General features: G+C 64.7%; 18 protein-coding genes and 1 tRNA gene. 13 read left to right on the forward strand and 6 right to left on the reverse strand.

Annotated elements, in window-relative coordinates:
- The first annotated feature begins 7 nt into the window (after positions 1-7).
- The 3 genes from VGT77_RS02860 (at position 8) to VGT77_RS02870 (ending at position 6,341) form a co-directional block, all read left to right on the forward strand.
- Positions 8-2,509 carry an ABC transporter permease gene (locus VGT77_RS02860; RefSeq protein ID WP_327459377.1) on the forward strand — a complete coding sequence of 834 codons (2,502 nt, stop codon included), beginning with the start codon at positions 8-10 and terminating at the stop codon, positions 2,507-2,509.
- A 16-nt stretch (positions 2,510-2,525) separates the two neighbouring features.
- Complete coding sequence (locus VGT77_RS02865) at positions 2,526-5,033, forward strand: ABC transporter permease (RefSeq protein ID WP_327459379.1); 2,508 nt, start codon at positions 2,526-2,528, stop codon at positions 5,031-5,033.
- Positions 5,034-5,111: 78 nt separating this feature from the next.
- The gene (locus tag VGT77_RS02870; RefSeq protein WP_327459381.1) at positions 5,112-6,341 is read left to right on the forward strand and encodes a threonine synthase; all 1,230 of its coding nucleotides are present in this window, start codon (positions 5,112-5,114) and stop codon (positions 6,339-6,341) included.
- 10 nt (positions 6,342-6,351) lie between these two features.
- Here VGT77_RS02870 and VGT77_RS02875 read toward each other — a convergent pair.
- Positions 6,352-6,437 (reverse strand) — tRNA-Leu (locus tag VGT77_RS02875).
- Between the two features lie 90 nt (positions 6,438-6,527).
- Between VGT77_RS02875 and VGT77_RS02880 the strand changes: the two genes are divergently transcribed.
- From VGT77_RS02880 to VGT77_RS02890, 3 genes are read left to right on the forward strand one after another with little or no spacing between them, the layout of a single operon-like run.
- A complete protein-coding gene (locus VGT77_RS02880; protein WP_327459383.1) occupies positions 6,528-7,460 on the forward strand; it encodes an ABC transporter ATP-binding protein in 933 nt (310 codons plus the stop codon).
- A complete protein-coding gene (locus VGT77_RS02885) occupies positions 7,457-8,218 on the forward strand; it encodes an ABC transporter permease (RefSeq protein ID WP_327459385.1) in 762 nt (253 codons plus the stop codon). Before VGT77_RS02880 ends, VGT77_RS02885 begins: the two co-directional genes overlap by 4 nt.
- A gap of 37 nt (positions 8,219-8,255) precedes the next feature.
- Positions 8,256-8,849 carry a hypothetical protein gene (locus tag VGT77_RS02890; RefSeq protein ID WP_327459386.1) on the forward strand — a complete coding sequence of 198 codons (594 nt, stop codon included), beginning with the start codon at positions 8,256-8,258 and terminating at the stop codon, positions 8,847-8,849.
- Between the two features lie 3 nt (positions 8,850-8,852).
- Here the strand turns inward: VGT77_RS02890 and VGT77_RS02895 are convergent, their stop codons facing one another.
- The gene (locus tag VGT77_RS02895) at positions 8,853-9,131 is read right to left on the reverse strand and encodes an integration host factor subunit beta (RefSeq protein ID WP_327459388.1); all 279 of its coding nucleotides are present in this window, start codon (positions 9,129-9,131) and stop codon (positions 8,853-8,855) included.
- A gap of 217 nt (positions 9,132-9,348) precedes the next feature.
- The gene (gene rpsA, locus VGT77_RS02900) at positions 9,349-11,061 is read right to left on the reverse strand and encodes a 30S ribosomal protein S1 (RefSeq protein ID WP_327459390.1); all 1,713 of its coding nucleotides are present in this window, start codon (positions 11,059-11,061) and stop codon (positions 9,349-9,351) included.
- Positions 11,062-11,443: 382 nt separating this feature from the next.
- Between rpsA and VGT77_RS02905 the strand changes: the two genes are divergently transcribed.
- The 4 genes from VGT77_RS02905 (at position 11,444) to VGT77_RS02920 (ending at position 15,272) form a co-directional block, all read left to right on the forward strand.
- Positions 11,444-13,042 (forward strand): phosphoenolpyruvate carboxykinase, encoded by a 1,599-nt coding sequence (locus VGT77_RS02905; RefSeq protein ID WP_327459392.1) that lies wholly within the window; start codon positions 11,444-11,446, stop codon positions 13,040-13,042.
- A gap of 50 nt (positions 13,043-13,092) precedes the next feature.
- Entirely contained in the window at positions 13,093-13,524 is a 432-nt protein-coding gene (locus VGT77_RS02910; protein ID WP_327459394.1) for a hypothetical protein, read from the forward strand.
- A gap of 77 nt (positions 13,525-13,601) precedes the next feature.
- Positions 13,602-14,270 (forward strand): hypothetical protein, encoded by a 669-nt coding sequence (locus VGT77_RS02915; protein WP_327459396.1) that lies wholly within the window; start codon positions 13,602-13,604, stop codon positions 14,268-14,270.
- 51 nt (positions 14,271-14,321) lie between these two features.
- Positions 14,322-15,272, forward strand: a complete 951-nt coding sequence (locus tag VGT77_RS02920; protein WP_327459398.1) for an aldo/keto reductase family protein — start codon at positions 14,322-14,324, stop codon at positions 15,270-15,272.
- A 57-nt stretch (positions 15,273-15,329) separates the two neighbouring features.
- Here the strand turns inward: VGT77_RS02920 and VGT77_RS02925 are convergent, their stop codons facing one another.
- On the reverse strand, positions 15,330-16,280 hold the full coding sequence (locus VGT77_RS02925) for a hypothetical protein (RefSeq protein ID WP_327459399.1): 951 nt from the start codon (positions 16,278-16,280) through the stop codon (positions 15,330-15,332).
- A gap of 152 nt (positions 16,281-16,432) precedes the next feature.
- Here VGT77_RS02925 and VGT77_RS02930 point away from each other — a divergent pair, with 152 nt between their 5' ends.
- The gene (locus tag VGT77_RS02930; RefSeq protein WP_327459603.1) at positions 16,433-17,461 is read left to right on the forward strand and encodes an aspartate-semialdehyde dehydrogenase; all 1,029 of its coding nucleotides are present in this window, start codon (positions 16,433-16,435) and stop codon (positions 17,459-17,461) included.
- 59 nt (positions 17,462-17,520) lie between these two features.
- Complete coding sequence (locus VGT77_RS02935; RefSeq protein WP_327459401.1) at positions 17,521-18,522, forward strand: restriction endonuclease; 1,002 nt, start codon at positions 17,521-17,523, stop codon at positions 18,520-18,522.
- Between the two features lie 112 nt (positions 18,523-18,634).
- On the opposite strand, the gene VGT77_RS02940 is transcribed toward VGT77_RS02935, so the two are convergent.
- Complete coding sequence (locus tag VGT77_RS02940) at positions 18,635-20,008, reverse strand: class II 3-deoxy-7-phosphoheptulonate synthase (protein ID WP_327459403.1); 1,374 nt, start codon at positions 20,006-20,008, stop codon at positions 18,635-18,637.
- A gap of 67 nt (positions 20,009-20,075) precedes the next feature.
- Positions 20,076-21,017, reverse strand: coding sequence for a tetratricopeptide repeat protein (locus VGT77_RS02945; protein ID WP_327459405.1), 942 nt, complete (start codon positions 21,015-21,017; stop codon positions 20,076-20,078).
- Between the two features lie 135 nt (positions 21,018-21,152).
- On the opposite strand from VGT77_RS02945, the gene VGT77_RS02950 reads away from it, so the two are divergent.
- On the forward strand, positions 21,153-23,663 hold the full coding sequence (locus VGT77_RS02950) for a cyclic nucleotide-binding domain-containing protein (protein ID WP_327459406.1): 2,511 nt from the start codon (positions 21,153-21,155) through the stop codon (positions 23,661-23,663).
- Positions 23,664-23,670: the final 7 nt, after the last annotated feature.

Genomic DNA, 23,670 nt, shown 5'->3' on the forward strand with positions numbered 1-23,670 from the left:
AGACCCCATGTGGCGCAATTATCTGACCGTCGGCATCCGTTCGCTGATGAAGAACAAGGTCTATGCCGGGATCAACATCCTGGGGCTCGCCATCGGCATGGCCGCCTGCCTGATGATCCTGCTCTTCGTTCGCTATGAGTTCAGCTACGACAAGTGGCTGCCGAACAGCGACAATGTGTACCAGTTCCAGAGCTGGTATCAGGACAAGGACACGGGCGAGCAGAACAAGCTGCAGATGACGCCCTGGCCAGCGGGCAAGGCGGCCGCCAAGGATTTCCCGCAGGTCGAAAAGGAGGTCTACGCTTTTTCCACCGAGCCGGTGATGATCGAAAAGGGCGTCGCGATCACCATCGAGGACTTCATCTATACGGACGGCAACCTGCTCGAAGTGATCGAGCTGCCGCTGCTTTCCGGCAACCGCGCCGACCTGAAGGAGCCCGGCACGGCGGCGCTCTCCCAGTCGCAGGCGATCGCCCGGTTCGGCACCGACAATGTCGTCGGACGTACGCTGACGGTGATCAGCCGCGGCAAGAGCCGCGACTTCCGGATCGTCGCCGTCTTCAAGGACCTGCCGAAGAACAGCCATATCGAAGCGAACGCAATCGCGCGGATCGACTATGTCGCGTGGAACTCGGACACGCCCGACGCGCTCGACTGCTGGGGCTGCCAAAATGGTTTCGTCTATCTGAAGCTCAAGCCCGGCACGGACCCGAAGTCGATCGAGGCACAGCTTCCCGCCTGGGAGAAGCGCAACATCCCGATCCAGCGCACCGGCGAAGCAAGCTTCGACGCCGGCGAGGAGCAGGATTGGCATCTCGTCAACCTGAAGGACATCCATCTGGGCGAGGGCCAGGACGGCGCGATGCGGCCCGGGAACGACAAGGGCACGATCACGACCTTCGCTGTCATCGCGCTGCTGATCCTCGGCATGGCGGTGGTGAACTTCACCAATCTCGCCACCGCCCGCGCCAGCCAGCGCGCCCGTGAAGTGGCGCTCCGCAAGGTGCTGGGCGCGGATCGCCGGCAGCTGATCATCCAGTTCGTCGGGGAGTCGATCCTTGTGGCCTTCCTAGCCATGCTGATCGCGCTCGCCTTGGTTGAGCTGCTCACGCCGGCCTTCTCGTCCTTCCTCGATGCAGACATCCGCGTCCGCTATTTCGGCGAAGGCGGCATCGTGCTGCCAGTGATCGGCCTAGTGCTGGTCGTCGGCATTCTCGGCGGCCTCTATCCCGCCTTCTTCCTGTCGCGCTTCCAGCCGGCATCGGTGCTGAAGGCGAACAAGTCGTCGGCCGAGACGCCCGGCACCGGCCGTCTGCGCCAGGCACTGGTCGTCTGCCAGTTCGCGGTTTCTATCGGGCTGATCATCTGCACGGGCGTCGTTTACGCGCAGACCGTCTACGCCCGCACCGTCGATCCGGGCTATAAGCGCGATCACATCCTGCAAGTCGATGAGCTCAGCCGCTATCAGTTGCTCGGGCGCGGACAGCAGATCGCCGACGCCGCCAAGCGCGTGCCCGGCGTGCAGGCGGTCGGCCGCACCGGCATCGGCGTCGCCACGCAGAACAACAGCAACACTGGCGTGATGGTGCCGGGCCAGAAGGATCCGATCACCATCGGCATCTATTCGGTCGATCACGGCTTCAAGGACGCGGTCGGCATGAGCCTGGTCGCCGGCCGCTGGTATCGCACCGATGCGCCGATGGACGAGGTGAATGCCCCTTATCCGCCCGACAAGGCGGCCGAAGCGCAGCTGACTGCCCGTGGCGCCAACCTCGTTATCAACGAGCTCGCAGCCAAGCGGCTCGGCTATCGCGATCCCAAGGCGATCATCGGCAAGACATTCCGCGTCGCCATGTTCAGCGAGGAAGCGGGGCTGATGCCGGTCACCATCATCGGCGTGGTCAAGGATGCGCGCTTCCGCTCCATCCGCGAGCCGCTAGACCCGATGATGTTCGTGAACTCATCAACGGGCGGTCACACCCACATGATCGTCCGCTTCAACGGCGACCCGGCCGCCGTGCGGAAAGGCGTTGAAAGGGCTTGGCAGTCGGTGGCCCCGGATGTGCCCTTCGATGGTCGCTTCAGCGAGGACGTGATCGAAGAACTCTACAATGCAGAGGAGGCGCGGGCCCAGATCTTCGCCGCCTTTGCCATACTCGCGGTCATCGTCGGCTGTCTCGGCCTGTTCGGCCTCGCGGCGTTCACGGCCGATCGCCGCACCAAGGAGATCGGCATCCGCAAGGTGCTCGGCGCCCGCACGCGGGACATCGTGCGGCTGCTGGTCTGGCAGTTCACCCGTCCGGTCATCATCGCCAACCTGATCGCCTGGCCGGTGGCCTGGTGGCTGATGCGGGACTGGCTGAACAAGTTCGACGATCGCATCGCGCTTGGGCCGACGCCGTTCCTCGCCGCCGGACTTCTCGCGCTGCTGATCGCGATCGGCACGATCGGCGCGCATGCGATCAAGGTCGCGAGCGCCAATCCGATCCGCGCGCTCCGCTACGAATAGAGAAGGGGGCAGGCCCATGTGGCGCAACTATCTGACGGTGGGCGTCCGCGCCCTGATGAAGAGCCGTGTCTATGCGGCGATCAACATCCTGGGTCTCGCCATCGGCATGGCGGCCTGCCTGCTGCTGCTCCTCTACGTCCGTTATGAGCGCAGCTACGATAGCTGGCTGCCGAATGCGGAGAATATCTACCAGGTGCAGAACTGGTCGCGCGATCCCGAGACCGGCGACAGCTTCAAGCTCAGGATGACGCAATATGTGTCGATCCAGGCGCTTAGGAAGGATTTCCCGCAGGTCGTCGGCACGGCCTATGCGCTGAGCGCAGGGCCGGTGGTGCTGCGCAACGGTCAGCCGCTGAGCGTCGAAGATGCGGTGCGCACCGACAGCCTGTTCTTCGACGTTTTCCGCTTCCCGATGGTCGCGGGCGATCCGAAGACCGCGCTGCAGCAGCCCGGCCGCGTTGCACTCAGCGAAAGCGAGGCCGTCCGGCTGTTCGGCCGCTCCAATCCGGTCGGCGAGACGCTGACGATGATCGAGCGCGGCAAGCATGTCGATTATAAGGTCGCAGCCGTGTTCCGCGACCTGCCGAAGAACAGTCATATGAAGCTGACCATGGTGATCCGCTTCGATCCGGTTAGCTACTTCGTCGATTATCCCACCTGGCCGACCAGTTGGGGCGAAATCTCCGGCTGGGGCTATATCGCACTGAAGCCCGGGACGGATCCGAAGACGATCACCGACCAGCTCGAGGCTTGGGAGAAGCGCAACATTCCCGACACGCTGTTCGCGGGACGCGCCGAGAACCCCGGGCGTGACCAGGATTGGAAGCTGGTGAACGTCCGCGATGTGCATCTGGGCGAGGCTCAGATGGCGGCGGCGCGACCGGGCAATGACCGGACGACGATCGTCACCTTCTCGATCGTCGCGCTGCTGATCCTTGGCGTCGCATGTGTGAACTTCATCAATCTGGCGACCGCTCGAGCAAGCCAGCGGGCGCGCGAGGTGGCGCTTCGGAAGGTGCTCGGCGCCACGCGAACCCAGCTCGTCGTGCAGTTCATCGGTGAATCGCTGCTGATCGCGACCATCGCAATGATCGTCGCCCTGGCAATGGCTGAGCTGTTCATGCCGGCGCTGGCTGCGTTCCTGGATGCCGACCTGAAGCTCAATTATTTCGGCGGGGACGGCGTCGCCCTGCCGGTCATAGCCTTGCTGATCCTGGTGGGCGCAGCAGGCGGCGTTTATCCGGCGCTCTATTTGTCCCGATACAAGCCGGCGCAGGTTTTGAAGGCCAACAAGTCTTCGTCGGAGTCAGCCGGCACAGGCCGGCTGCGCAGCATCCTGGTGGTGGCCCAGTTCGCCGTTTCGATCGGGCTGATCATCTGCACCAGCATCGTCTACGCGCAGACCGTCTTTGCGCGCACCGCCGATCCCGGCTTCAAGCGCGAAGGCCTGTTGCAGGTAAATATCGGCTATCGCAGTCTGATCCCGACCAGCGAAGCGCTGGCGCGAGCCGTCGAGCGGGTGCCCGGCGTGGTCGGCGCAGCACGCACGGCGATCGGCGTCTCGACCAACAGCACCATGGGCCGGGCCGTGAAGGTGCCCGGGCGCGAGGAGACGGTCGGCGTCGGCAACTACGCGGTTGACGAAGGCTTCTTCGACACGATGCGCATCCGCTTGATCGCCGGCCGCCTGCTCGACCGCGAGCGGGAGATGGACGTCACCTCGGTGCCCTATCCGGAGAATGATCCAGAGGCGGAGCGGGCGCTCGCGGCCCGTGGCGGCAATGTCGTCATCAACGCGCTGGCAGCCGAACGGCTCGGCTTCAAGAAGCCGGAGGACGCGATCGGTAAGGATGTGCGTGTCGCGCTGAGCCTGGACACGACCCAGCCAATGGTGCCGGTGCGGATCGTCGGCGTGGTGGCGGACTCGCGTTTCCGCGACATCCGCACGCCGGTCGAGCCGATCATGTACCGGCTGGGCAACGACTATCAGTCCGCGCTGATGGTCCGCTATGACGATCCCGACCCGGCCGCGGTTCGGGATCGCATTGCGCAGGTCTGGAAGAAGTTCGCGCCCGACTTGCCCTATGAGGCCGAGTTCAGCGAAGACATCGTCGCCGAACTCTACACCGCAGAGCAATCCCGGGCGACGATCTTCGCCGGCTTCGCGGTGCTCGCGGTGGTAATCGGCTGCCTGGGGCTGTTCGGCCTCGCCACCTTCACCGCAGAGCGGCGCACCAAGGAGATCGGCATTCGCAAGGTGTTGGGCGCGCGGACGCAGGACATCGTCCGGCTGCTGGTCTGGCAGTTCACGCGTCCGGTGATCGTCGCCAACCTGATCGCGTCGCCGATCGCCTGGTGGGTGATGCGCGATTGGCTAAACACGTTCGACACGCGCATCGATCTCGGGCCTACGCCCTTCGTGCTTGCGGGCCTGATCGCGTTGGCCATCGCCATCGTCACCGTCGGCAGCCACGCGATGCGGATCGCCCGCACCAACCCTATCCACGCCCTCCGCTACGAGTAGGCCCACTGCTCCGCCCCGGCATTGCAAGCGCCGGGGCGGAGGCTTTCCTCCCGACCTGCGCGAGCCTAAGGGCTCCCCATGCGTTGGTCTCAAAATCTCGTTTCCGCCCGAAACACTTACGTCACTCATCTCGAATGCTCGATCAGCGGCGAGCATTATGAGGCGGACAAGGTGCATGGCCTGTCGGACAAGGGCCGGCCGCTGCTCGTCCGCTACAAACTCGACGCGGTCCGTGCCGGTCTTTCCCGCGCTGATCTGGAGCGGCGGCCGAGCGACATGTGGCGGTGGCGCGAGCTGCTGCCGGTGCGCGACGTCGACAACATCGTCAGCCTGGGCGAAATCGAAACGCCGCTCGTGCCGCTGCCGAAGAGCGGCGGCGCGAACGTGCTGGTCAAGGATGAGAGCCGGTTACCCACCGGATCGTTCAAGGCACGCGGCCTCGTCATGGCGGTGTCGATGGCTAAGGCGCTCGGCATCAGGCGCATCGCGATGCCGACCAACGGCAATGCCGGCGCCGCGCTTGCTGCCTATGCCAGCCGCTGTGGCATCGAGACGATCGTCTTCTGTCCGGCCGACACGCCGGAGATCAACATCCGAGAGACGGCGCTGCAGGGTGCGCGCGTCTATCGCGTCAACGGGCTGATCGACGAATGCGGCGCTATCGTGGGGAAGGGCGCGGCGGAAGGCCGCTGGTTCGACTTTTCGACGCTGAAGGAGCCGTATCGGATCGAGGGCAAGAAGACGATGGGCCTCGAGCTTGCGGCCCAGCTCGGCTGGGAGCTGCCCGATGCGATCTTCTACCCGACCGGCGGCGGCACCGGCCTGATCGGCATGTGGAAAGCGTTCGACGAGCTGGAGGCGCTGGGCTGGATCGGCCCGAAACGGCCGAAGATGTTCGCCGTCCAGGCCGCCGGCTGCGCGCCGATCGTCAAGGCGTTCGACGACGGCGTCGAGCATGCCGAGCGCTGGGAAAATGGCCATACCGTCGCCGCCGGCATCCGCGTTCCCAAAGCCGTCGGCGACTTCCTGATCCTCCGCGCCGTCCGCGAAAGCGGGGGCAGGGCGGTTGCCGTTCCGGACGAAGCGATCCTCGGCGCCGTCGCCGATGCCGCCCGCCAGGACGGCCTGCTCCTCTGCCCGGAAGCGGGCGCGACGCTCGCCGCCTATCGCCAGGCGCTCGTCGAAGGCTGGATCGGCGAGGGTGATCAGGCGGTGCTGTTCAACTGCGCCACCGGCCTCAAATACCCGATGCCGGAAGCGGGAGCCGCCCTGAACAAGGACCAGCCGATCGACTTCGACCGGCTCTAGTAGCCGGCGTTGGTGCGGACGGCGGGACTCGAACCCGCACTCCCATAGGGAAGCGGATTTTAAGTCCGCTGCGTCTACCGATTTCGCCACGTCCGCTTGCGCCAGGCGTCTGCTTGATCGGTGCGAGTGTCGGGCGGGTCAAGCCCATGGTTGCGAGGCCGGTCCGATTGCCGCTACGCGAGCCGCATGGACCCGATCATCCGCATCGCCGGCCTCACCAAGATCTACGACTCGGGGCATCAGGCGCTGAAACCCGTCGATCTGGAGATTGGGCGAGGCGAAATCTTCGCGCTGCTTGGCCCCAATGGAGCCGGCAAGACGACGCTGATCTCGATCATCTGCGGCATCGTCCGCCCCACCTCCGGCAGCGTGATCGTCGATGGTCATGACATCATCTCCAGCTATCGGGAGAGCCGGCGCGCGATCGGGCTGGTGCCGCAGGAGCTGACCACCGATCAGTTCGAAACGGTTTGGGACACGGTCAGCTTCAGCCGGGGCCTGTTCGGCAAGGCGCGCAACCCCGCCCATATCGAGCGAACGCTGAAGCAGCTGTCGCTCTGGGACAAGCGCGACACTAAGATCAAGGAGCTGTCCGGCGGCATGAAGCGCCGGGTGATGATCGCCAAGGCTCTCAGCCATGAACCGCGCATCCTCTTCCTCGACGAGCCGACCGCCGGCGTCGATGTCGAGCTCCGCCGGAGCATGTGGGACATGGTCCGTGAGCTGCGGGAGCAGGGCGTCACCATCATCCTCACCACTCACTATATCGAGGAAGCGGAGGAGATGGCCGACCGGGTGGGCGTGATCAGCCGCGGCGATCTGATCCTGGTCGAGGAGAAGAGCGCGCTCATGGCGAAACTCGGCAAGCGCGAACTGGCGCTGACTCTCGCCGAGCCGCTCGCCGCCATTCCGCCCGAGCTCGCCGATTGGCAGCTCGAACTGAAAGGCGAGGGCAATCAGCTCGTCTACACCTTCGACGCTAATGCAGAGCGCACCGGGATCGCGTCGCTGATCCGGCGGCTGACGGACCTCGGCATCGGCTTCAAGGATCTCGCCACCCGCGAAAGCTCGCTCGAGGACATCTTCGTCAATCTCGTGCATCAGGGGAGGGCAGCATGAACCTGCGCGGCGTGCTCGCCATCTATGGCTTTGAAATGCACCGCTTCAAGCGGACGCTGTGGACCGGCCTCGCCGTGCCGGTGATAACCACTTCGCTCTACTTCATCGTGTTCGGGTCGGCGATCGGATCGCGGATGACCGAGATCGGCGGTGTGCCCTATGGCGCCTTCATCGTGCCCGGGCTGATGATGCTGTCGCTGTTCACGGAGAGCATCTTCAACGCCTCGTTCGGCATCCACATGCCGCGCTTCACTGGCACCATCTACGAGATCCTGTCCGCCCCGCTCTCCGCATTCGAGACGGTGCTCGGCTATGTCGGCGCGGCGATGACCAAGTCTGTGATCGTCGCACTCGTCATCCTGCTTACCGCCAATCTGTTCGTGCCGGTCAGGATCGAGCATCCGTTCGTGATGATCGCATTCCTGTTGCTGATCGCCGCGACCTTCTGCCTGTTCGGCTTCATTGTCGGCGTCTGGGCGAAAGGGTTCGAGCAGCTGCAGGTGGTGCCGCTGCTGATCGTCACGCCGATGACCTTCCTCGGCGGCGCCTTCTACTCGATCGACATGCTCGCGGAGCCGTGGCGGACCATCACCCTGTTCAATCCGGTGGTTTATCTCATCAATGCCTTCCGCTGGAGCTTCTACGGCACCTCGGACGTGGCGGTGGGCTTAAGCTTCGCGATCACCCTCGGCATCTTCCTACTGTGCCTCGCCATCGTCGCCTGGATCTTCCGCACCGGTTATCGCCTGAAGAGCTGATGCAACCGCAGGGGCAGGCGGGCCGTTCTGCGCCCGCATGCTCCGCCACTCTCATTTCGCCGTAGCGCTGCTTGCGGCGGCGCCGTTGCAGGCTGCGCCGCTCAGCTTCGGCGAGATCGACGGTGGCCAGGACTATTCCGATCGTACCGACCTCGCCGACTGCACCGCCGAGGGCGCTGGCTATCGATGCACCCTGACCCGCAACACGTTCGGGGACCTCCGGCTGGACCGCGGCGTCATGACACTGGATGCGCGCGGCCGGGTGCGCACCCTGCAGCTGGCGCTCGACCGGCGCGACTTCGACCGCGGCCATGCCTTGCTCGTCGGGCGCTACGGCAAGCCGACTGCGCTCCAGCCCCGGCTGGAATGGCGACGCTTCGATGATGATGGCCGCATCACCCTTACTAGGGGTCCGCAAGAGGCGCTCGTCACGTTCGATTACCCGCGGAACAACGCGACGGGTGCGGTGCTGCGCCGCGAGGCGGTACGGGGCCTCTTGCTTTTCACGCTGGCAGGGCTCGCCGTGGGCGCCGCCCTGCGGCTCAGGCGGCCGCGCAAACCGGCGCAGCCGGTCTCTATGAAGCAGACTTTGGAACGCCGCTTGAGCGAGGGCAGGGACCTGAGCTTTTAAGCCTCACACGTTCAGGCGCTGGCGCATTTCCTTGCCGGGCTTGAAGTAGGGCACGCGCTTTGCGTCGACATCGACGGTTTCGCCGGTGCGCGGATTGCGGCCGGTGCGGGCATCGCGCGCGCGGGTCGAGAAGGCGCCGAAGCCGCGCAGTTCGACGCGGCCGCCATCGGCGAGGCGCTGGCTGATCTCGTCGAAGAAGATGGAGACGATCCTGTCGATCTCCTTGATGGACAGGCCGGGATTGTCGGCTGCCAGCATCTGGACGAGTTCGGACCGGATCATGTGGCTCCCTTTCATGCCTGGCGGGCCAAAGCTGGAGCGTCATCCGAACGTCGGAGCGCTGATCCCCCACCAATCATCGACGGTCCCCCCAGACCGCCACTCGACTGATTACGCTACATTACTTGGGCAAGCATAGCGCAAGGTCCCGGCTCTTGCGAGTCACGTCGGAAAAAACCGCCACTCGTTAACGAATGGCGGTTTTCCGTGCTTGCTTGCTTTACTTGCTCTCTTCGCGCGCCTTGTTGAGCGCGGCGCCGAGGATGTCGCCGAGCGAGGCGCCCGAATCGGACGAGCCATACTGGGCGACCGCCTTCTTCTCTTCCTCGATCTGCATCGCCTTGACAGAGAAAGTCGGCTTCTTCGAACGGTCGAAACCGGTCACCATGGCGTCGAACTTCTGGCCGACCTGGAAGCGCTCCGGACGCTGCTCGTCGCGGTCGCGACCGAGATCCGAGCGCTTGAGGAAGCCCGTGGCACCATCGTCGCCGGCCTGCACTTCTAGGCCGCCATCGCGGACCTCGAGCACGGTGACGGTGACGACTTCACCCTTGCGCAGGCGCGAAGCGTCGGCGCCGGCACCCGACGGGGCGCCACGCTCGAGCTGCTTCATGCCGAGCGAGATGCGCTCCTTCTCGACATCGACGTCGAGCACGACGGCCTGAACCGTCTCGCCCTTGCGGTGCAGGTTGAGCGCGTCCTCGCCCGAAATGCCCCAGGCGATGTCCGACATGTGCACCATGCCATCCACATCGCCTTCAAGGCCGATGAACAGGCCGAATTCCGTGGCGTTCTTGACTTCGCCCTCGACCTGGCTGCCGACCGGGTGCTTCTCGGCGAAGGCTTCCCACGGATTCTGCTGCGCCTGCTTCAGGCCCAGCGAGATGCGGCGCTTCTCTTCGTCCACCTCAAGGATGATGACATCCACTTCCTGCGAGGTGCTGACGATCTTGCCCGGGTGCACGTTCTTCTTGGTCCAGCTCATCTCGGAGACGTGGACCAGGCCCTCGATGCCGGCTTCCAGTTCGACGAAGGCGCCATATTCGGTGATGTTGGTGACGCGGCCATGCAGCTTGGCCCCGATCGGATATTTAGCCGAGGCGCCTTCCCACGGATCGCTCTCGAGCTGCTTCATGCCGAGCGAAATGCGCTGCGTCTCGCGATTGATGCGGATGATCTGCACCTTCACCGTGTCGCCGATGTTCAGCACTTCGGACGGGTGGTTGACCCGCTTGTAGCTGAGGTCGGTGACGTGGAGCAGGCCGTCAATGCCGCCCAGGTCCACGAACGCGCCATAGTCGGTGATGTTCTTGACGACGCCGTCGATCACCTGGCCTTCGTGCAGGCTCTGGATCAGGCCGGTGCGCTGCTCGGCGCGGGTCTCTTCCAGCACGGCGCGGCGCGACACGACGATGTTGCCGCGGCGACGGTCCATCTTCAGCACCTGGAAGGGCTGGGGAATGTCCATCAGCGGCTGCACGTCGCGAACCGGGCGGATGTCAACCTGGCTGCCGGGCAGGAAGGCCACGGCACCGCCGAGATCGACGGTGAAGCCGCCCTTGACGCGGCCGAAGATCACGCCGTCGACGCGGTTGCCGGCAGCGAACTCGCCCTCCAGCTTGTCCCAGGCGGCTTCGCGGCGCGCGCGGTCGCGCGACAGCATCGCTTCGCCGGAATGGTTCTCGACCCGGTCGACAAACACTTCGACTTCATCGCCGACATTCAGCTCGGCCTTCTGGCCCGGCGCTGCGAACTCGCGGAGCGGCACACGGCCCTCGGACTTCAGGCCGACGTCGATGACGGCCATGTCGTTTTCGATAGCGGTGACGGTGCCCTTGACGACGCGGCCTTCAAAGCCTTCGTTCGCACCGCCCAGAGTTTCGTTGAGAAGCGCTTCGAAGTCGGAGCGCGTGGGAAAAGCCGCAGTGGCCATAGAGGGGATAACTTCCTGCTTCACAGTTGCTGGCCAGCCGGTTGGTTCCGACGGTCTATCCCCGAGAGGACAAGGCCAATCCGCCCCACCGGCCCCATGCCGGTGAAGCATCAAGCTGACCCATGCTGCAGAGGAGGTTCGACAAGAATGCCAAAAGGGCGCACCGGAACCCCGTTGCGCCTTCCTCCGCGAGACCTGGGCTCGCCGGACGCGCGCGCCTTAGTGGAAAGCGCCTGAAGAGGCAAGCGGAAGCGCCCGGCGGAACCCATCCACCATCTCGTTCATTTGACGGCAAGGAGTCGCGGGGGTAATCCGGCGGCGTAACGGAGCGTGCCCCGGTCCTCGGAGGCGCGCCCTTTGTCATTGTTTGGGGAGGATTCTCTTGGCCGAACGCGCGCCTGCTTACACCCTCGCTCACATGGGTATCGACACCGGTGCCGAGCTCCACTGGAACCTGACGACGGCGCCGCTGATCGAGCATGCGGTGCGCCGCGGCGAGGGTGTGCTGGCGAAGGACGGTCCGCTGGTCGTCGCGACCGGCAAGCACACGGGCCGATCGGCCAACGACAAGTTCATCGTCCGCGATGCCGAGACCGAGCAGACCGTCTGGTGGGGCAAGACCAACAAGGGCATGACCCCCGAGCACTTTCAGGCGTTGAAGCAGGACTTCCTCGCCCACCTGAAAACCAAGCCGACCCTTTTCGTGCAGGACCTGTTCGGCGGCTCGCAGCCCGAGCACCGGGTGCGCGTCCGCGTCATCAACGAGTTCGCCTGGCACAACCTCTTCATCCGCACGCTGCTGGTGCGCCCGGAAGAGAGCGACCTTCCCGGCTTCCAGCCCGAATACACGATCATCGACCTGCCAAGCTTCCAGGCGGATCCGGCGCGTCATGGCACGCGCTCGGAAACGGTAATCGCCGTCAATTTCAGCGAGAAGCTGATCCTGATCGGCGGCACCGCCTATGCCGGCGAGATGAAGAAGTCGGTGTTCGGCATCCTCAACTATCTGCTGCCCACCAGGGGCGTGATGCCGATGCATTGCTCGGCCAATATCGGCCCGAACGGCGACACGGCGGTGTTCTTCGGCCTCAGCGGCACCGGCAAGACTACTCTGTCGGCCGACGCCAGTCGTACGCTGATCGGCGATGACGAACATGGCTGGTCGGACACGGCGGTCTTCAACTTCGAAGGCGGCTGCTATGCCAAGATGATCCGTCTCTCGCCGGAGGCAGAGCCTGAAATCTACGCGACTACCAAGCGCTTCGGTACCGTGCTCGAGAATGTCGTCATCGATCCAGTCACTCGCGAGCTCGACTTCGACGACAACAGCCTCGCCGAAAACAGCCGCGGTGCCTATCCGATCGAGTTCATCCCGAACTGCTCCGAAAAGAATCTCGGCCCCGTCCCGCGCAACATGATCTTCTTGACGGCCGACGCCTATGGCGTGCTGCCGCCGATCGCGAAGCTGACGCCCGATCAGGCCATGTATCACTTCCTGTCCGGCTACACCGCGCGCGTGGCGGGTACGGAGATCGGCGTGACCGAGCCGGACGCGACTTTCTCCACCTGCTTCGGCGCGCCTTTCATGCCGCGCCATCCGTCCGTCTACGGCAATCTTTTGAAGGAGCGGATCGCCAAGGGCGGCGTCGATTGCTGGCTGGTCAACACCGGCTGGACCGGCGGCAAATACGGCACCGGCTCGCGCATGCCGATCAAGGCGACGCGCGCTCTCTTGAACGCAGCGCTCGACGGCTCGCTCAACAATGCCGAGTTCCGCACCGATCCGAACTTCGGCTTCAAGGTGCCGGTGAGCGTGCCCGGCGTCGATCAGGCGATCCTCGATCCGCGCAGCACCTGGGCTGACAAGGACGCGTACGATCAAACCGCGGCCAAGCTCGTCCAACAATTCATCGACAACTTCGCGCAGTTTGAAAGCCATGTCGACGAGGGGGTCCGACAAAGCGCCCCCAAGGCCGCCTAAACAGCCCGGTCACTGACGGATCGGGCACCCTGACAAGGAGCCCGATCCGGATGACCGACCATTCACCCCGCCTGTTCACCACCGCCGCCGAGGTCCGCCGCCTCGGCGAAGGGCTGATCGCCTGCGCGTTGGAGCGCGCCGAATGGACGCACGAGGCGCATCTTGGCGCCACCCTTTACTTGGTGGTCGAACGGCCCGAGCTCGATCTCGACGCGGAACTGCCCGGCTTCATCCGTCGCTTCAACGAGAGCGTCGGGGGCCGGAACAGCGACACGGAAGGCTATCACCACACCATCACCCTCACCTACCTGAACGCGATCCGGGATCATGCTGCGGAGACGAAAGGGCTGGAGCTGTGCGCGCGGACCAACAAGCTGCTGCTGAGCGAGCGCGGCCGGCGCGACTGGCCGCTGCGCTTCTACACGCCCGACCGACTCTTTTCGGTGGAAGCGCGACTGGGCTTCATCGCGCCCGACCGGTGAGAAGCAGATGTCGATTTTTTACAAGACCCGGCCGCTTGCGCGCTTTACCCTCTTCCAAGGGGCTGGGGGCTCCGCCTATGAATGGCAAGGGGTGGGCGGCTGCCTCGGGGCAGCGGCACGGTCAAGACGGCGACGGCTCGCAGGTCGAGCGCATGGCCCAGATCCTGGCTGCCGTGCTCGGCTGTCTGCGCGAGCAATTCGCCCATGATTATTTTCGCCGCTGTGCCTTTGCCGCTCGCGGTATTCGGACCCTGTTGCTCCAGCAAGGCATTCCAAACCGAGTCGTCGGGGGGCGGTTCACGGCGCTGGTCGTGGCGAAGTTCGGCTCCCGCTACGCCCTTCAAGGCTTCCAGGACGGTCCCGAACTTTATCCGCACCTTTGGATCGAGACCGACGACCGGCTGATCGATCTCGGCCCCTATCTGCTCCCCTCCGGCTCACCCTTTCCGATCGTCGCCATGCCGCCGCTGATCTGGAACCGCGCCGAGCAGCTCCCCGCCGCCCTTCGCTACGAGGCGATCGACACGGTGCCGGACGATGCGCCATTCAGCGTCGATCCTGAGGTCGACCGTCAAGGCGAGGTCTTCGCCGCGCGCTGCGTCGAGAGTTGCGAGGTGCGGGCGGCTTTCCCTTACTGGATCGCGACTGGCGACAAGGCCTTGCGGGATCAGGCCGACGATCCCTGGGTCAAAGGCGTGCGCCATTTCGAGCAGGTCGTCCGCAAGCTCCCGAACATGCCGCATTGACGGGGCGGGATCGACTGCGGTCATGATGTGTTCGTTAGTCGGGAGGACACCATGCGCTATCGTCAGCTCGGATCGAGCGATCTTCAGGTTTCGGAAATCTCGCTCGGCTCTTGGCTGACCTATGGCGTCGGCGTCGATGCGGAGAATGCCGCCGCCTGCGTGCACCGCGCGCTCGACCTGGGCATCAACCTGATCGACACCGCCAATATCTATGGCCGCGGCGCGGCGGAGAGCTTTCTCGGCGCCGTCCTCAGCGGCGTGCCGCGGAGCAAGTACATCATTGCGACCAAGCTGTTCTTCCCGATGACAGAGACGGATCGCGGCCTGTCCCGCGCTCAGGTCGAAAAACAGCTCGATGCTTCGCTCAAGCGGCTGCGGGTGGACGTGATCGATCTCTACCAATGCCACCGCCACGATCCCGACACGTCGATCGACGAGACGATGCTGGCGCTGACCGACGCGGTGAAGGCCGGCAAGGTCCGCTACTTGGGCTTTTCAGAATGGCCCGCCGACCGGGTGCGGGAGGCGATGGCGGTGGGGGGTGCGGAGAAGTTCGTCTCCAGCCAGCCTCAATATTCGCTGCTGTGGCGCCAGCCTGAGCGGGAGATCATCCCGCTCTCGCGCGACAACGGCATCTCGCAGATCGTCTGGTCGCCGCTCGCCCAGGGCGTGCTGACCGGGAAATACGCACCCGACGCGCCGCCGCCGCCCGGCACTCGCGCTACTTCGGAAGAAATGGGCGGCTGGATCGACCGCTGGATGCAGCGGCCGGTGCTGGAGGCGGTACAGCGCCTCAAGCCGCTGGCGGCCGAAGCCAGGCTGACCCTCGGCCAGCTCGCGCTCGCCTGGGTGCTGAAAGAGCCGAACGTCGCCTCCGCGATCATCGGCGCCAGCCGCCCAGCCCAGGTCGAGGAGAACGCCGCCGCGTCCGGCGCCCAGGTCGATCCGGCACTGTTTGCCGAGGCGGAACGGATCGTCGGCGAGGCGCTCGGTCGCGCGTGAAAAGAAAGGGGCGGCTCTCCCCTACAGAGCCGCCCCAGCCCTCCCGGTGGAGGAGGGTTAGCGCATGCTCATTTCCATCACGTCCGACGCCGACGGATTGGGGCGGCCGCGTTCGACCGTACGCCGGACGGCGGCCGGCGAGATGCCGAGCGCGCGGAAGCTCTGTGCGTCGCCGGCCGTGCGGATGGCCGCGCCGGCAGCGCGCATGTCGGCCACATAGTCCGGCGTCACGCCCAGCGCCTTCATGCCCGCGGCACCCTGTGGCGTCACGTCGAGCCCGGCCGCCTTGAAGCGGGCAACGTCGGCCCCTTTCACACCCAGCGCCTTCATCGAGCTCAGATCGCTTGCCTTCAGGCCGGCAAAGGCGCCGCGCATCTCGCGCGCATAGTCGGCGGTCACGCCCAGCGCGGCGAAGGACATCAGGTCGTGCGGCTGCAGCGCGCCCGCGATCAGCGGCTTCACTTCGCGCACCATCTCCGGCTGCACATCGACCGCCTTCATGCCGACATAGTCGCTTAAGCTCCCCATCGCGCCTTCGCGGCGGAGCGCGGCGATATAGTCGGTGCGCACGTCAAGCAGGGGCAAGGCGAGCAGCTGGTAGCGGCGCTCGCTCCAGTCATTGGGCACGCCCATGGCGGCGATTCGCGACCAATAGGCGGCGCTTCCGTCATAGCGCAGCGTGCCCGAGCCCTCGCCACCCCGGAAACGGCCGGAGAAGGTCATCGTGCCCGCCTCGCGCCGCAGCACGAACGTGACCGGCCTGTTGCTGTCGAGATCGGCCGCGCTCAGCCCCTCCAGCTCGGCCAGCTTCACGCCGGTGCCCAGCATCGATCCGCGCCGCTCCATCACGTTCAGCTGCAGCATGCCGGCGTCGGACTTGCTGAGCTTCGCCGTCCAGGGCGCCTCGACCGCGACATTGTTCTCAGGCGCCACGGCGGTGGCGACCGGTCGCACCTCGGCCGGCGGATTGAGCAGCATCAGCAGCGGCAGTGCAAAGGCGACTTTCATATGACCTCCGGAATATCTATCTCGCTTCCTCGCAAGAGACGGGCCAAAGCGCTCATCCAGGGATTTCCGCGGGTTTTCGACTACATACGTAATCGAAGTGTCCGCTCACGAACGATCGAGTGTCCGGAAGCGGACGCATGTGGAGGCAAAAGATGGGCTATCGGGTGGTGGTCGCCGGCGGCACCGGCAATGTCGGACGGGAGATGCTGAACATCCTCGCCGAGCGCGAATTCCCACTGGACGACCTGGCGGTGCTCGCTTCCTCGCGCAGCCAGGGCGATGAAGTGGAGTTCGGCGAGACCGGCCGCCGTTACAAGGTCCAGAATATCGAGCATTTCGATCCCAAGGGCTGGGACATCGCCCTGTTCGCGATCGGCTCGGAAGCGACCAGGATCTACGCCCCCAAGTTCGCCGCCGCCGGCTGCACGGTGATCGACAATTCGTCGCTCTACCGGATGGATCCGGACGTGCCGCTGATCGTGCCCGAAGTGAACCAGGACGCGATCAACCTCTACACCCGCAAGAACATCATCGCGAACCCGAATTGCTCGACCGCGCAGCTCGTCGTCGCGTTGAAGCCGCTGCACGACGCCGCCAGGATCAAGCGCGTCGTCGTCGCGACTTATCAGTCCGTCTCCGGCGCCGGCAAGAACGGCATGGACGAGCTGTTCGAGCAGAGCCGCAACATCTTCGTCGGTGAGCAGGCGGAGCCCAAGAAGTTCACCAAGCAGATCGCCTTCAACGTGATCCCGCACATCGACAGCTTCCTGGACGACGGCTCGACCAAGGAAGAATGGAAGATGGTGGTCGAAACCAAGAAGATCCTCGATCCCAAGGTGAAGGTGATCGCCACCTGCGTGCGCGTCCCCGTTTTCGTCGGCCACTCCGAAGCCGTCTATGTCGAAATGGAAAATGAGCTTTCGGCAGAAGACGCCCAGCGCATCCTGCGCGAGGCGCCGGGCGTGATGCTGGTCGATAAGCGCGAGGATGGCGGCTACGTCACCCCGATCGAATGCGTCGGCGAGTTCGCCACCTATGTCAGCCGCGTCCGCGAGGACCCGACGGTCGAAAACGGCCTCGCCTTCTGGTGCGTCAGCGACAACCTGAGGAAAGGCGCCGCGCTCAACGCCGTCCAGATCGCAGAGCTGCTCGGCCGGCGGCACTTGCAGAAGGCGGCATGAGTCTGAGACACGGCCAACTCATATGGTGTAGTTGAGGGAAGTGGTTCAAAGCCGCTGACATGAGCAAGCGAACGATCTGGGGCATCCACATGCCCAGAGAGCATGGCCTTACACCCGTTCAGGACGGACATGTTGCGATCGGTTGGCACCAGCTCGGTGATTTAAGTCAGATCAAGCCAACGAGAGAGGCGTTCAAAGCGGCCTATGCACGCGCGTTCCCGAATGCCAAGCCAGGCGAGATCCCTGTCGGCGCGGGACTGCTCTATAGGTTCGCCGTAGAAATGCAGCCGGGCGACCTGGTGATCTTCCCTTCCAAGCCTGACCGCATGGTAAACATTGGAGTGGTCGACAGTCCATATATTTACGACGTGTCCAAACCGCTCAATCGGCCGAACATTCGGAGGGTGGCTTGGCTAAAGCATATTCCGCGTACGTCATTCTCGCAGAGCGCTCTGAACGAAATAGGATCAGCGCTGACGCTGTTTCAGGTCAGCTCCAACGCGGATGAATTTATCGCCGCATTGGAAGGTAGGTCGCTTGAGCCAGAAGCTCTCGATGAGGCAAGCGCCGAGCGTGTCGCGGAGCAGGTGGAGGAGTCCACCGCAGACTTTATAATCAAGCGTCTCAAGACTGCGCAAACCGCGTACCAGTTTGAACACTTCGTGGCGCATCTTCTGAAGTGCATGGGTTATTTCGCTCGAGTTACTCAGGCCTCAGGTGATGGCGGCGTGGACATAATCGCACATCGCGACGAACTCGGTTTCGAGCCACCTATCATCAAGGTTCAATGCAAGCAGATCACGAGCACAGTGGGCCGACCAGAAGTCCAGCAACTTCATGGCGCGATTGAGCACGGTGAGCACGGTCTCTTTGTCACGTTAGGCGGCTTCTCCGCAGATGCCCGAACGTTTGAGCGCACGAAGCCCAATCTGCGCCTGATAGATGGAGAGGCACTTATCGATCTCATTTATGGGCATTACCATCAGTTCGAGCCGCGGTATCAAATGCTACTCCCGCTCAAGCGTTCGTACACGCCCGGCACGGTGGTCGCGACGGACTGAGCCGCGGCAAGTTAGTTAAAGACGCTTGGTCCCGAGACACTCGCAGAGCCTAGACCAGTGCTCATCGTGGCGCAGACGACCTAGAGGCGTTCTGCTGCATAGTGTGGAGAGCTTACGCCGCCGCCTTGCGCCGCTCCGCCAGCTCCTGGTTGAGCATTTCGGCCAGCAGGAACGCCAGTTCCAGGCTCTGCGCAGCGTTGAGACGCGGGTCGCAGTGCGTGTGGTAGCGGTCGGCGAGGCTCTGTTCAGTCACGTCGACCGCGCCGCCGGTGCATTCGGTGACGTTCTGGCCGGTCATCTCGGCGTGAATGCCGCCGCCGAAGCTGCCTTCGGCGCGGTGGACGGCGAAGAAGCCGCGGACTTCAGCGAGGATGCGGTCGAAGGGGCGGGTCTTGTAGCCGTTCGCCGCCTTGACGACATTGCCGTGCATCGGGTCGCAGCTCCACACGACCGGATGCCCTTCGCGGGTGACCGCGCGGACCAGCTTGGGCAGACCGGCCTCGATCTTGTCATAGCCGTAGCGAGTGATGAGCGTGATCCGGCCGGCCTCGCGGCCTGGATTGAGCGTGTCCAAGAGCCGCAGCAGCGTGTCGGGCTCAAGGCTCGGGCCGCATTTGAGGCCGATCGGATTGCCGATGCCGCGCATGAATTCGACATGGGCCGAACCCTCGAAGCGCGTCCGGTCGCCGATCCACAGCATGTGCGCGCTGGTGTCGTACCAGTCGCCGGTGAGGCTATCCTGCCGGGTCAGCGCCTGCTCATACGGGAGGAGCAAGGCCTCGTGGCTGGTGTAGAAGGTGGTGCCCTTGAGCTGCGGCACCGTGTCCGGGTTGATGCCGCACGCGGCCATGAAGTCGAGCGCTTCGCCGATGCGGTCGGCGAGGTCGGTATATTTCTTCGTCCAAGGGCTGCGGCCCATGAAATCATGGGTCCAGCGATGGACCTGGTGCAGGTTGGCGTAACCGCCCTGCGCGAAGGCGCGCAGCAGGTTCTGGGTGGCGGCGGACTGGCTGTATGCCTTGATCATCCGCCGGGGATCGGGCGCGCGGCCTTCGGGCGTGAAGGCGATGTCGTTGACATTGTCGCCGCGATAGGAAGGGAGCGAGACGCCGTCCTGCTCTTCCAGGTCGGAGGAACGCGGCTTGGCGAACTGGCCCGCCATGCGGCCGACCTTCACCACCGGCAGCTTCGATGCGAAGGTCAGGACCACAGCCATCTGCAGGATCACGCGGAAGGTGTCGCGGATGTTGTTCGGGTGGAACTCCGCGAAGCTTTCCGCGCAGTCGCCCCCCTGGAGGAGGAAGGCCTTGCCCGCCGCAACCTCGGCCAGATCCGCCTTCAGCTCGCGCGCTTCGCCGGCAAAAACGAGAGGCGGGAAGTTGCGCAGCTCCGCCTCCGCCGCTTCCAATGCGGCGGGGTCGGGGTAGGTCGGGAGCTGGCGCGCTTCGTGGCGGCGCCAGCTGTCGGGAGTCCATTTCTGCGCCATAGTGCTCCGGCAATTGCGCGCCGCAGCATGGGATTGCAACAAAGAGAAACTGCCCGGGCCATAAAGATCAGGCGCCGGGTACCCCCAGCGTCTTTGCCGCCTGGACCAGTTCGGCGCGGGAGCCCGGATTGGCGGCAATGGCCTGTTGTAGGGCCTGGCTCGCCTCGCGGCTCTGGCCGAGCATCATGCGGCTGCGGATCAGCATCATCCAGCGATCGGGCTGTTTCGGATTGGCCTGGAGCTTGGCGGCGAGGCCGTCAACCATGCCGCGCACCATCTCCTCCTGCGTTCCGGGCGGCAGCTTCGAGGCAGCGGCCATTTGCTCGCGGCTCGGCCCTGGAATCCCGTTCAATGCCGCAGCGGGTCCGGTGGGAGCGGCCGGGCGGATAGCGGCCAGGCGGGCCTTGACGTCGATCTTCTCCTTCTCCGCGACCTGTTCGATCGTCTTGCGAACGTCGGCTTCCCAAGGCGCGCCGGCGGGGGTGTCCTTCAGGAGCGCCATCCAGGTGTCGATGGCCTCGGCATGCTTGCCCGCCATGTCTTGCTCGACGCCGATGAAATAGCGGGAGCGGGGGTCCTTCGGGTCCAGCGACAGCGCCTTTTTGAAGGCGGCGGATGCGTCCTTCGGCACATCGCCCGATCCGGCCAGGACCAAAGCCTCGCCAAGCGAGGACCAGTAATCGGCATTGTCGGGCTTGAGTTGGGTCGCCTTGCGATAGGCGGTCGCCGACTCCGCGAAGCGGCCGGTTTCGAAGAAGGACCAGCCGAGCATACGCCAGCCCTCGGCGTCGTTCGGATTGGCCTTGAGCTTCGCCTCAAGCGACGAAATCATCGCGTTGACGTCCGGCTGCGCGCTGGCCGAAGCGGAAGGCGCCGGTGCAGGCGCATCGGCGGCACGATTGCGCGACACGCCCACACCCACCGCGACGATCGCCAACGCCGCCGCCCCGAACAGCGCGATCCTGGCGGCCGGGACCTTCTGTGCGGCCGTCTTCTCAATCTCAACCATCAGCACTTCCGTCGTTTTTGTGGAGGCGGTCACTAGCGCGGCGGAACGGACTTGATAAGAAGGGGCGGGGCGCATGCTGGCCGACATCGGCGATAAGCCGGGCGGCAGCGGTTGGCGTTGAAGTGGGGGAATATCGTGTCGGACATTTTCCGGATCGCGATCGTCGGATCGGGACCTGCAGGCCTGAGCGCCGCCGGGCGCGCCGCGCAGCTGGGCCTCAGCCATGTGCTGCTCGAAAAGACGGACCATCTGTCGGACACCATCTACAAATATCAAAAGGGCAAGCATGTGATGGCGACGCCATCGCAGCTGGTCCTGCGCTCCGACCTCGATTTCGAGGCCGGCAAGCGCGAAAAGGTGCTCGGCACATGGGACGAGCAGACGGCTAAGCACGGCGTCAACGTGATGCTCAATGCCGAGGTAAAAGCGATCACCGGGCAGAAGGGTGACTTCACGATTCTCCTGACAAACGGCCAGGAAGTGAAGGCCGAGAACATCATCCTGGCGATCGGCACTCAGGGCAATCCAAACCTGCTGCGCGTGCCGGGCGTCGAGCAGGCGAACGTCCAGTACACGCTCGACGATCCGGGCGAGTATGTGGACGAGCATATCACCGTCATTGGCGCGGGCGATGCCGGGATTGAGAATGCGCTGGGCCTCGGCGCCGACCCCGAGCAGCGCAATAGCGTCACCATCATCAACCGCTCCGCCGATTTCTCGACGGCGAAGGACGCGAACATCAAGGCCTTGCTCGCCGCGCGCGACGCCGGACGCATCCAGGTGCTGACCGAAACAACGACCAACCGCTTCGAGCCGGGGCACATCGTGTTCGACACGCGCGATGGCGAGCTCAAAATCCGCTGCGACCGCGTGATCGCGCGGATGGGCTCGGCCCCGCCGCGCGCCTTCGTCGAGGGCTGTTGCGCGGAGTTCGAGGACAAGGAGGACCCGCGCAACCCCGGCAAGATGATGAAGGGGGTGAAGGCGGGCACGGGTGTCCAGTTCACCAGTGCCGACCGGGTCTCCTATCCCAAGCTGTCGCCGGTGTTCGAATCGACGGTTCCCGGCATCTTCGTGATCGGCGCGCTCGCCGGCTATCCGCTGATCAAGCACTGCATGAACCAGGGCTATGACGTCGTCGAGTTCATCAACGGCAACACCGACCTGAAGCCAGCCGATGAGCCCATCCTGGAAAAGAAGTTCGCGAGCCTGCCCAAGGGCCGCAGCGTTTCCGAGTGGCTGGAATTCCTGCGCACCAACGTCAGCATCCTGGAAGGCATGTCGCCGCTCCAGATGCGCGAGTTCATGCTCGATTCCGAAGTGAAGGCCTATGGCCCCGGCGAAATCATCTTCGAGCGCAACGAGCCGGGATCGTCGCTGTTCGGCATTGCCCAGGGCTCGGTGCTGGTCGAGGTCGATCCGAACAACTCGGCCATCACCGTGCCGATCGGCACCGGCGAGATTTTCGGCGAAGTCGGCCTGATCTCCGGCCGCCGCCGCGGGGCGACGGTGCGTGCGGGCGAGCCGGCGATCGTGGTCGAAATCCCGCGCACGGCTGCGCTGCGCCTGCAGAGCCAGGTGCCGGCGGCACGGGCGGCGATCGCACGAATTTCGACCGAGCGGCAGCTGCTGCAGCTGTTCAAGTCCGGCCTGAAGAAGGAAGACGTGGCGGAAGTCGCCGCGGCTGCGCAGGTGATGACGATCAAGGCCGGCGACGCGGTGATCACCGAAGGCGAGGAGGGGAACGACATCTTCGTCATTCGCTCCGGGTCGATGATCGTCGAGAAGACGGTCGGCGGAAAGCCGGTGTTCCTTTCCTATCTGCCGGCCGGGTCGTTCGTCGGCGAAATGGCGCTGATCGGCGGCGGCCGGCGCACCGCGACGGTGCGGGCCGCGATCAAGTCGGACGTGATCCGCCTGCCGGGCGAAGCCTTTGCGCGGCTGATGGAGCGCAACGCCGAACTGGCCGAGCGGGTGCGCCGCGACATGGCCTCACGCCAGGACCTGAACGCCTTCATCGAAGCGAAGAAGGACAGCTTCTCGGGCGTGGTCGACATGTATTCGGCAACCGCCAAGTTCCTGGTCGACAACGGCATCGGCGAAGCCACCGACGTGCTGCTGATCGACGAGAATCTGTGCGTCGGCTGCGACAACTGCGAAAAGGCCTGCGCCGACAGCCATGATGGGCTAAGCCGGCTCGATCGCGAGGCAGGCAAGACCTACGCGCATCTGCACGTGCCTACCTCTTGCCGGCATTGCGAGCATCCGCATTGCATGGCCGACTGCCCGCCCAACGCGATCCACCGCGGGCCGGACGGCGAAGTGTTCATCGACGACACCTGCATCGGCTGCGGCAATTGCCAGCGCAATTGCCCTTATGGCGTGATCCGGATGGACAAGGTTCCACCCAAGAAGCCGGGCTTGCTCAGCTGGCTGTTCCTGGGGCTCGGGCCGGGCCCCGGCGAGCCGAGCCACGAATGGTCATACAAGCACGCCAAGGGGGAGGCGCCGAAAAAGGCGATCAAGTGCGACATGTGCTCAGGGATCGAAGGCGGCCCGGCCTGTGTTCGCGCCTGCCCGACCGGCGCCGCGATCCGCGTCGCGCCGGAGGAATTCCTGACCATCGCGCGGCTGGAGAAGGCGTGATGCACAT

Origin of the sequence: Sphingomonas sp. (assembly GCF_035944535.1) — a bacterium.
In the GTDB taxonomy this organism is placed as follows: Bacteria; Pseudomonadota; Alphaproteobacteria; order Sphingomonadales; family Sphingomonadaceae; genus Sphingomonas_B.

Excerpts from the sequence above, each read along its gene's own strand:
- VGT77_RS02925 (WP_327459399.1), bottom strand. The coding sequence starts at position 16,280 with ATGAAAGTCGCCTTTGCACTGCCGCTGCTGATGCTGCTCAATCCGCCG.
- VGT77_RS02945 (WP_327459405.1), bottom strand. The coding sequence starts at position 21,017 with ATGGTTGAGATTGAGAAGACGGCCGCACAGAAGGTCCCGGCCGCCAGG.
- VGT77_RS02860 (WP_327459377.1), top strand. The coding sequence starts at position 8 with ATGTGGCGCAATTATCTGACCGTCGGCATCCGTTCGCTGATGAAGAAC.
- VGT77_RS02940 (WP_327459403.1), bottom strand. The coding sequence starts at position 20,008 with ATGGCGCAGAAATGGACTCCCGACAGCTGGCGCCGCCACGAAGCGCGC.
- VGT77_RS02885 (WP_327459385.1), top strand. The coding sequence starts at position 7,457 with ATGAACCTGCGCGGCGTGCTCGCCATCTATGGCTTTGAAATGCACCGC.
- VGT77_RS02935 (WP_327459401.1), top strand. The coding sequence starts at position 17,521 with ATGAGCAAGCGAACGATCTGGGGCATCCACATGCCCAGAGAGCATGGC.
- VGT77_RS02920 (WP_327459398.1), top strand. The coding sequence starts at position 14,322 with ATGCGCTATCGTCAGCTCGGATCGAGCGATCTTCAGGTTTCGGAAATC.
- VGT77_RS02895 (WP_327459388.1), bottom strand. The coding sequence starts at position 9,131 with ATGATCCGGTCCGAACTCGTCCAGATGCTGGCAGCCGACAATCCCGGC.
- rpsA (WP_327459390.1), bottom strand. The coding sequence starts at position 11,061 with ATGGCCACTGCGGCTTTTCCCACGCGCTCCGACTTCGAAGCGCTTCTC.
- VGT77_RS02870 (WP_327459381.1), top strand. The coding sequence starts at position 5,112 with ATGCGTTGGTCTCAAAATCTCGTTTCCGCCCGAAACACTTACGTCACT.
- VGT77_RS02930 (WP_327459603.1), top strand. The coding sequence starts at position 16,433 with ATGGGCTATCGGGTGGTGGTCGCCGGCGGCACCGGCAATGTCGGACGG.
- VGT77_RS02865 (WP_327459379.1), top strand. The coding sequence starts at position 2,526 with ATGTGGCGCAACTATCTGACGGTGGGCGTCCGCGCCCTGATGAAGAGC.
- VGT77_RS02880 (WP_327459383.1), top strand. The coding sequence starts at position 6,528 with ATGGACCCGATCATCCGCATCGCCGGCCTCACCAAGATCTACGACTCG.
- VGT77_RS02890 (WP_327459386.1), top strand. The coding sequence starts at position 8,256 with ATGCTCCGCCACTCTCATTTCGCCGTAGCGCTGCTTGCGGCGGCGCCG.
- VGT77_RS02915 (WP_327459396.1), top strand. The coding sequence starts at position 13,602 with ATGAATGGCAAGGGGTGGGCGGCTGCCTCGGGGCAGCGGCACGGTCAA.
- VGT77_RS02910 (WP_327459394.1), top strand. The coding sequence starts at position 13,093 with ATGACCGACCATTCACCCCGCCTGTTCACCACCGCCGCCGAGGTCCGC.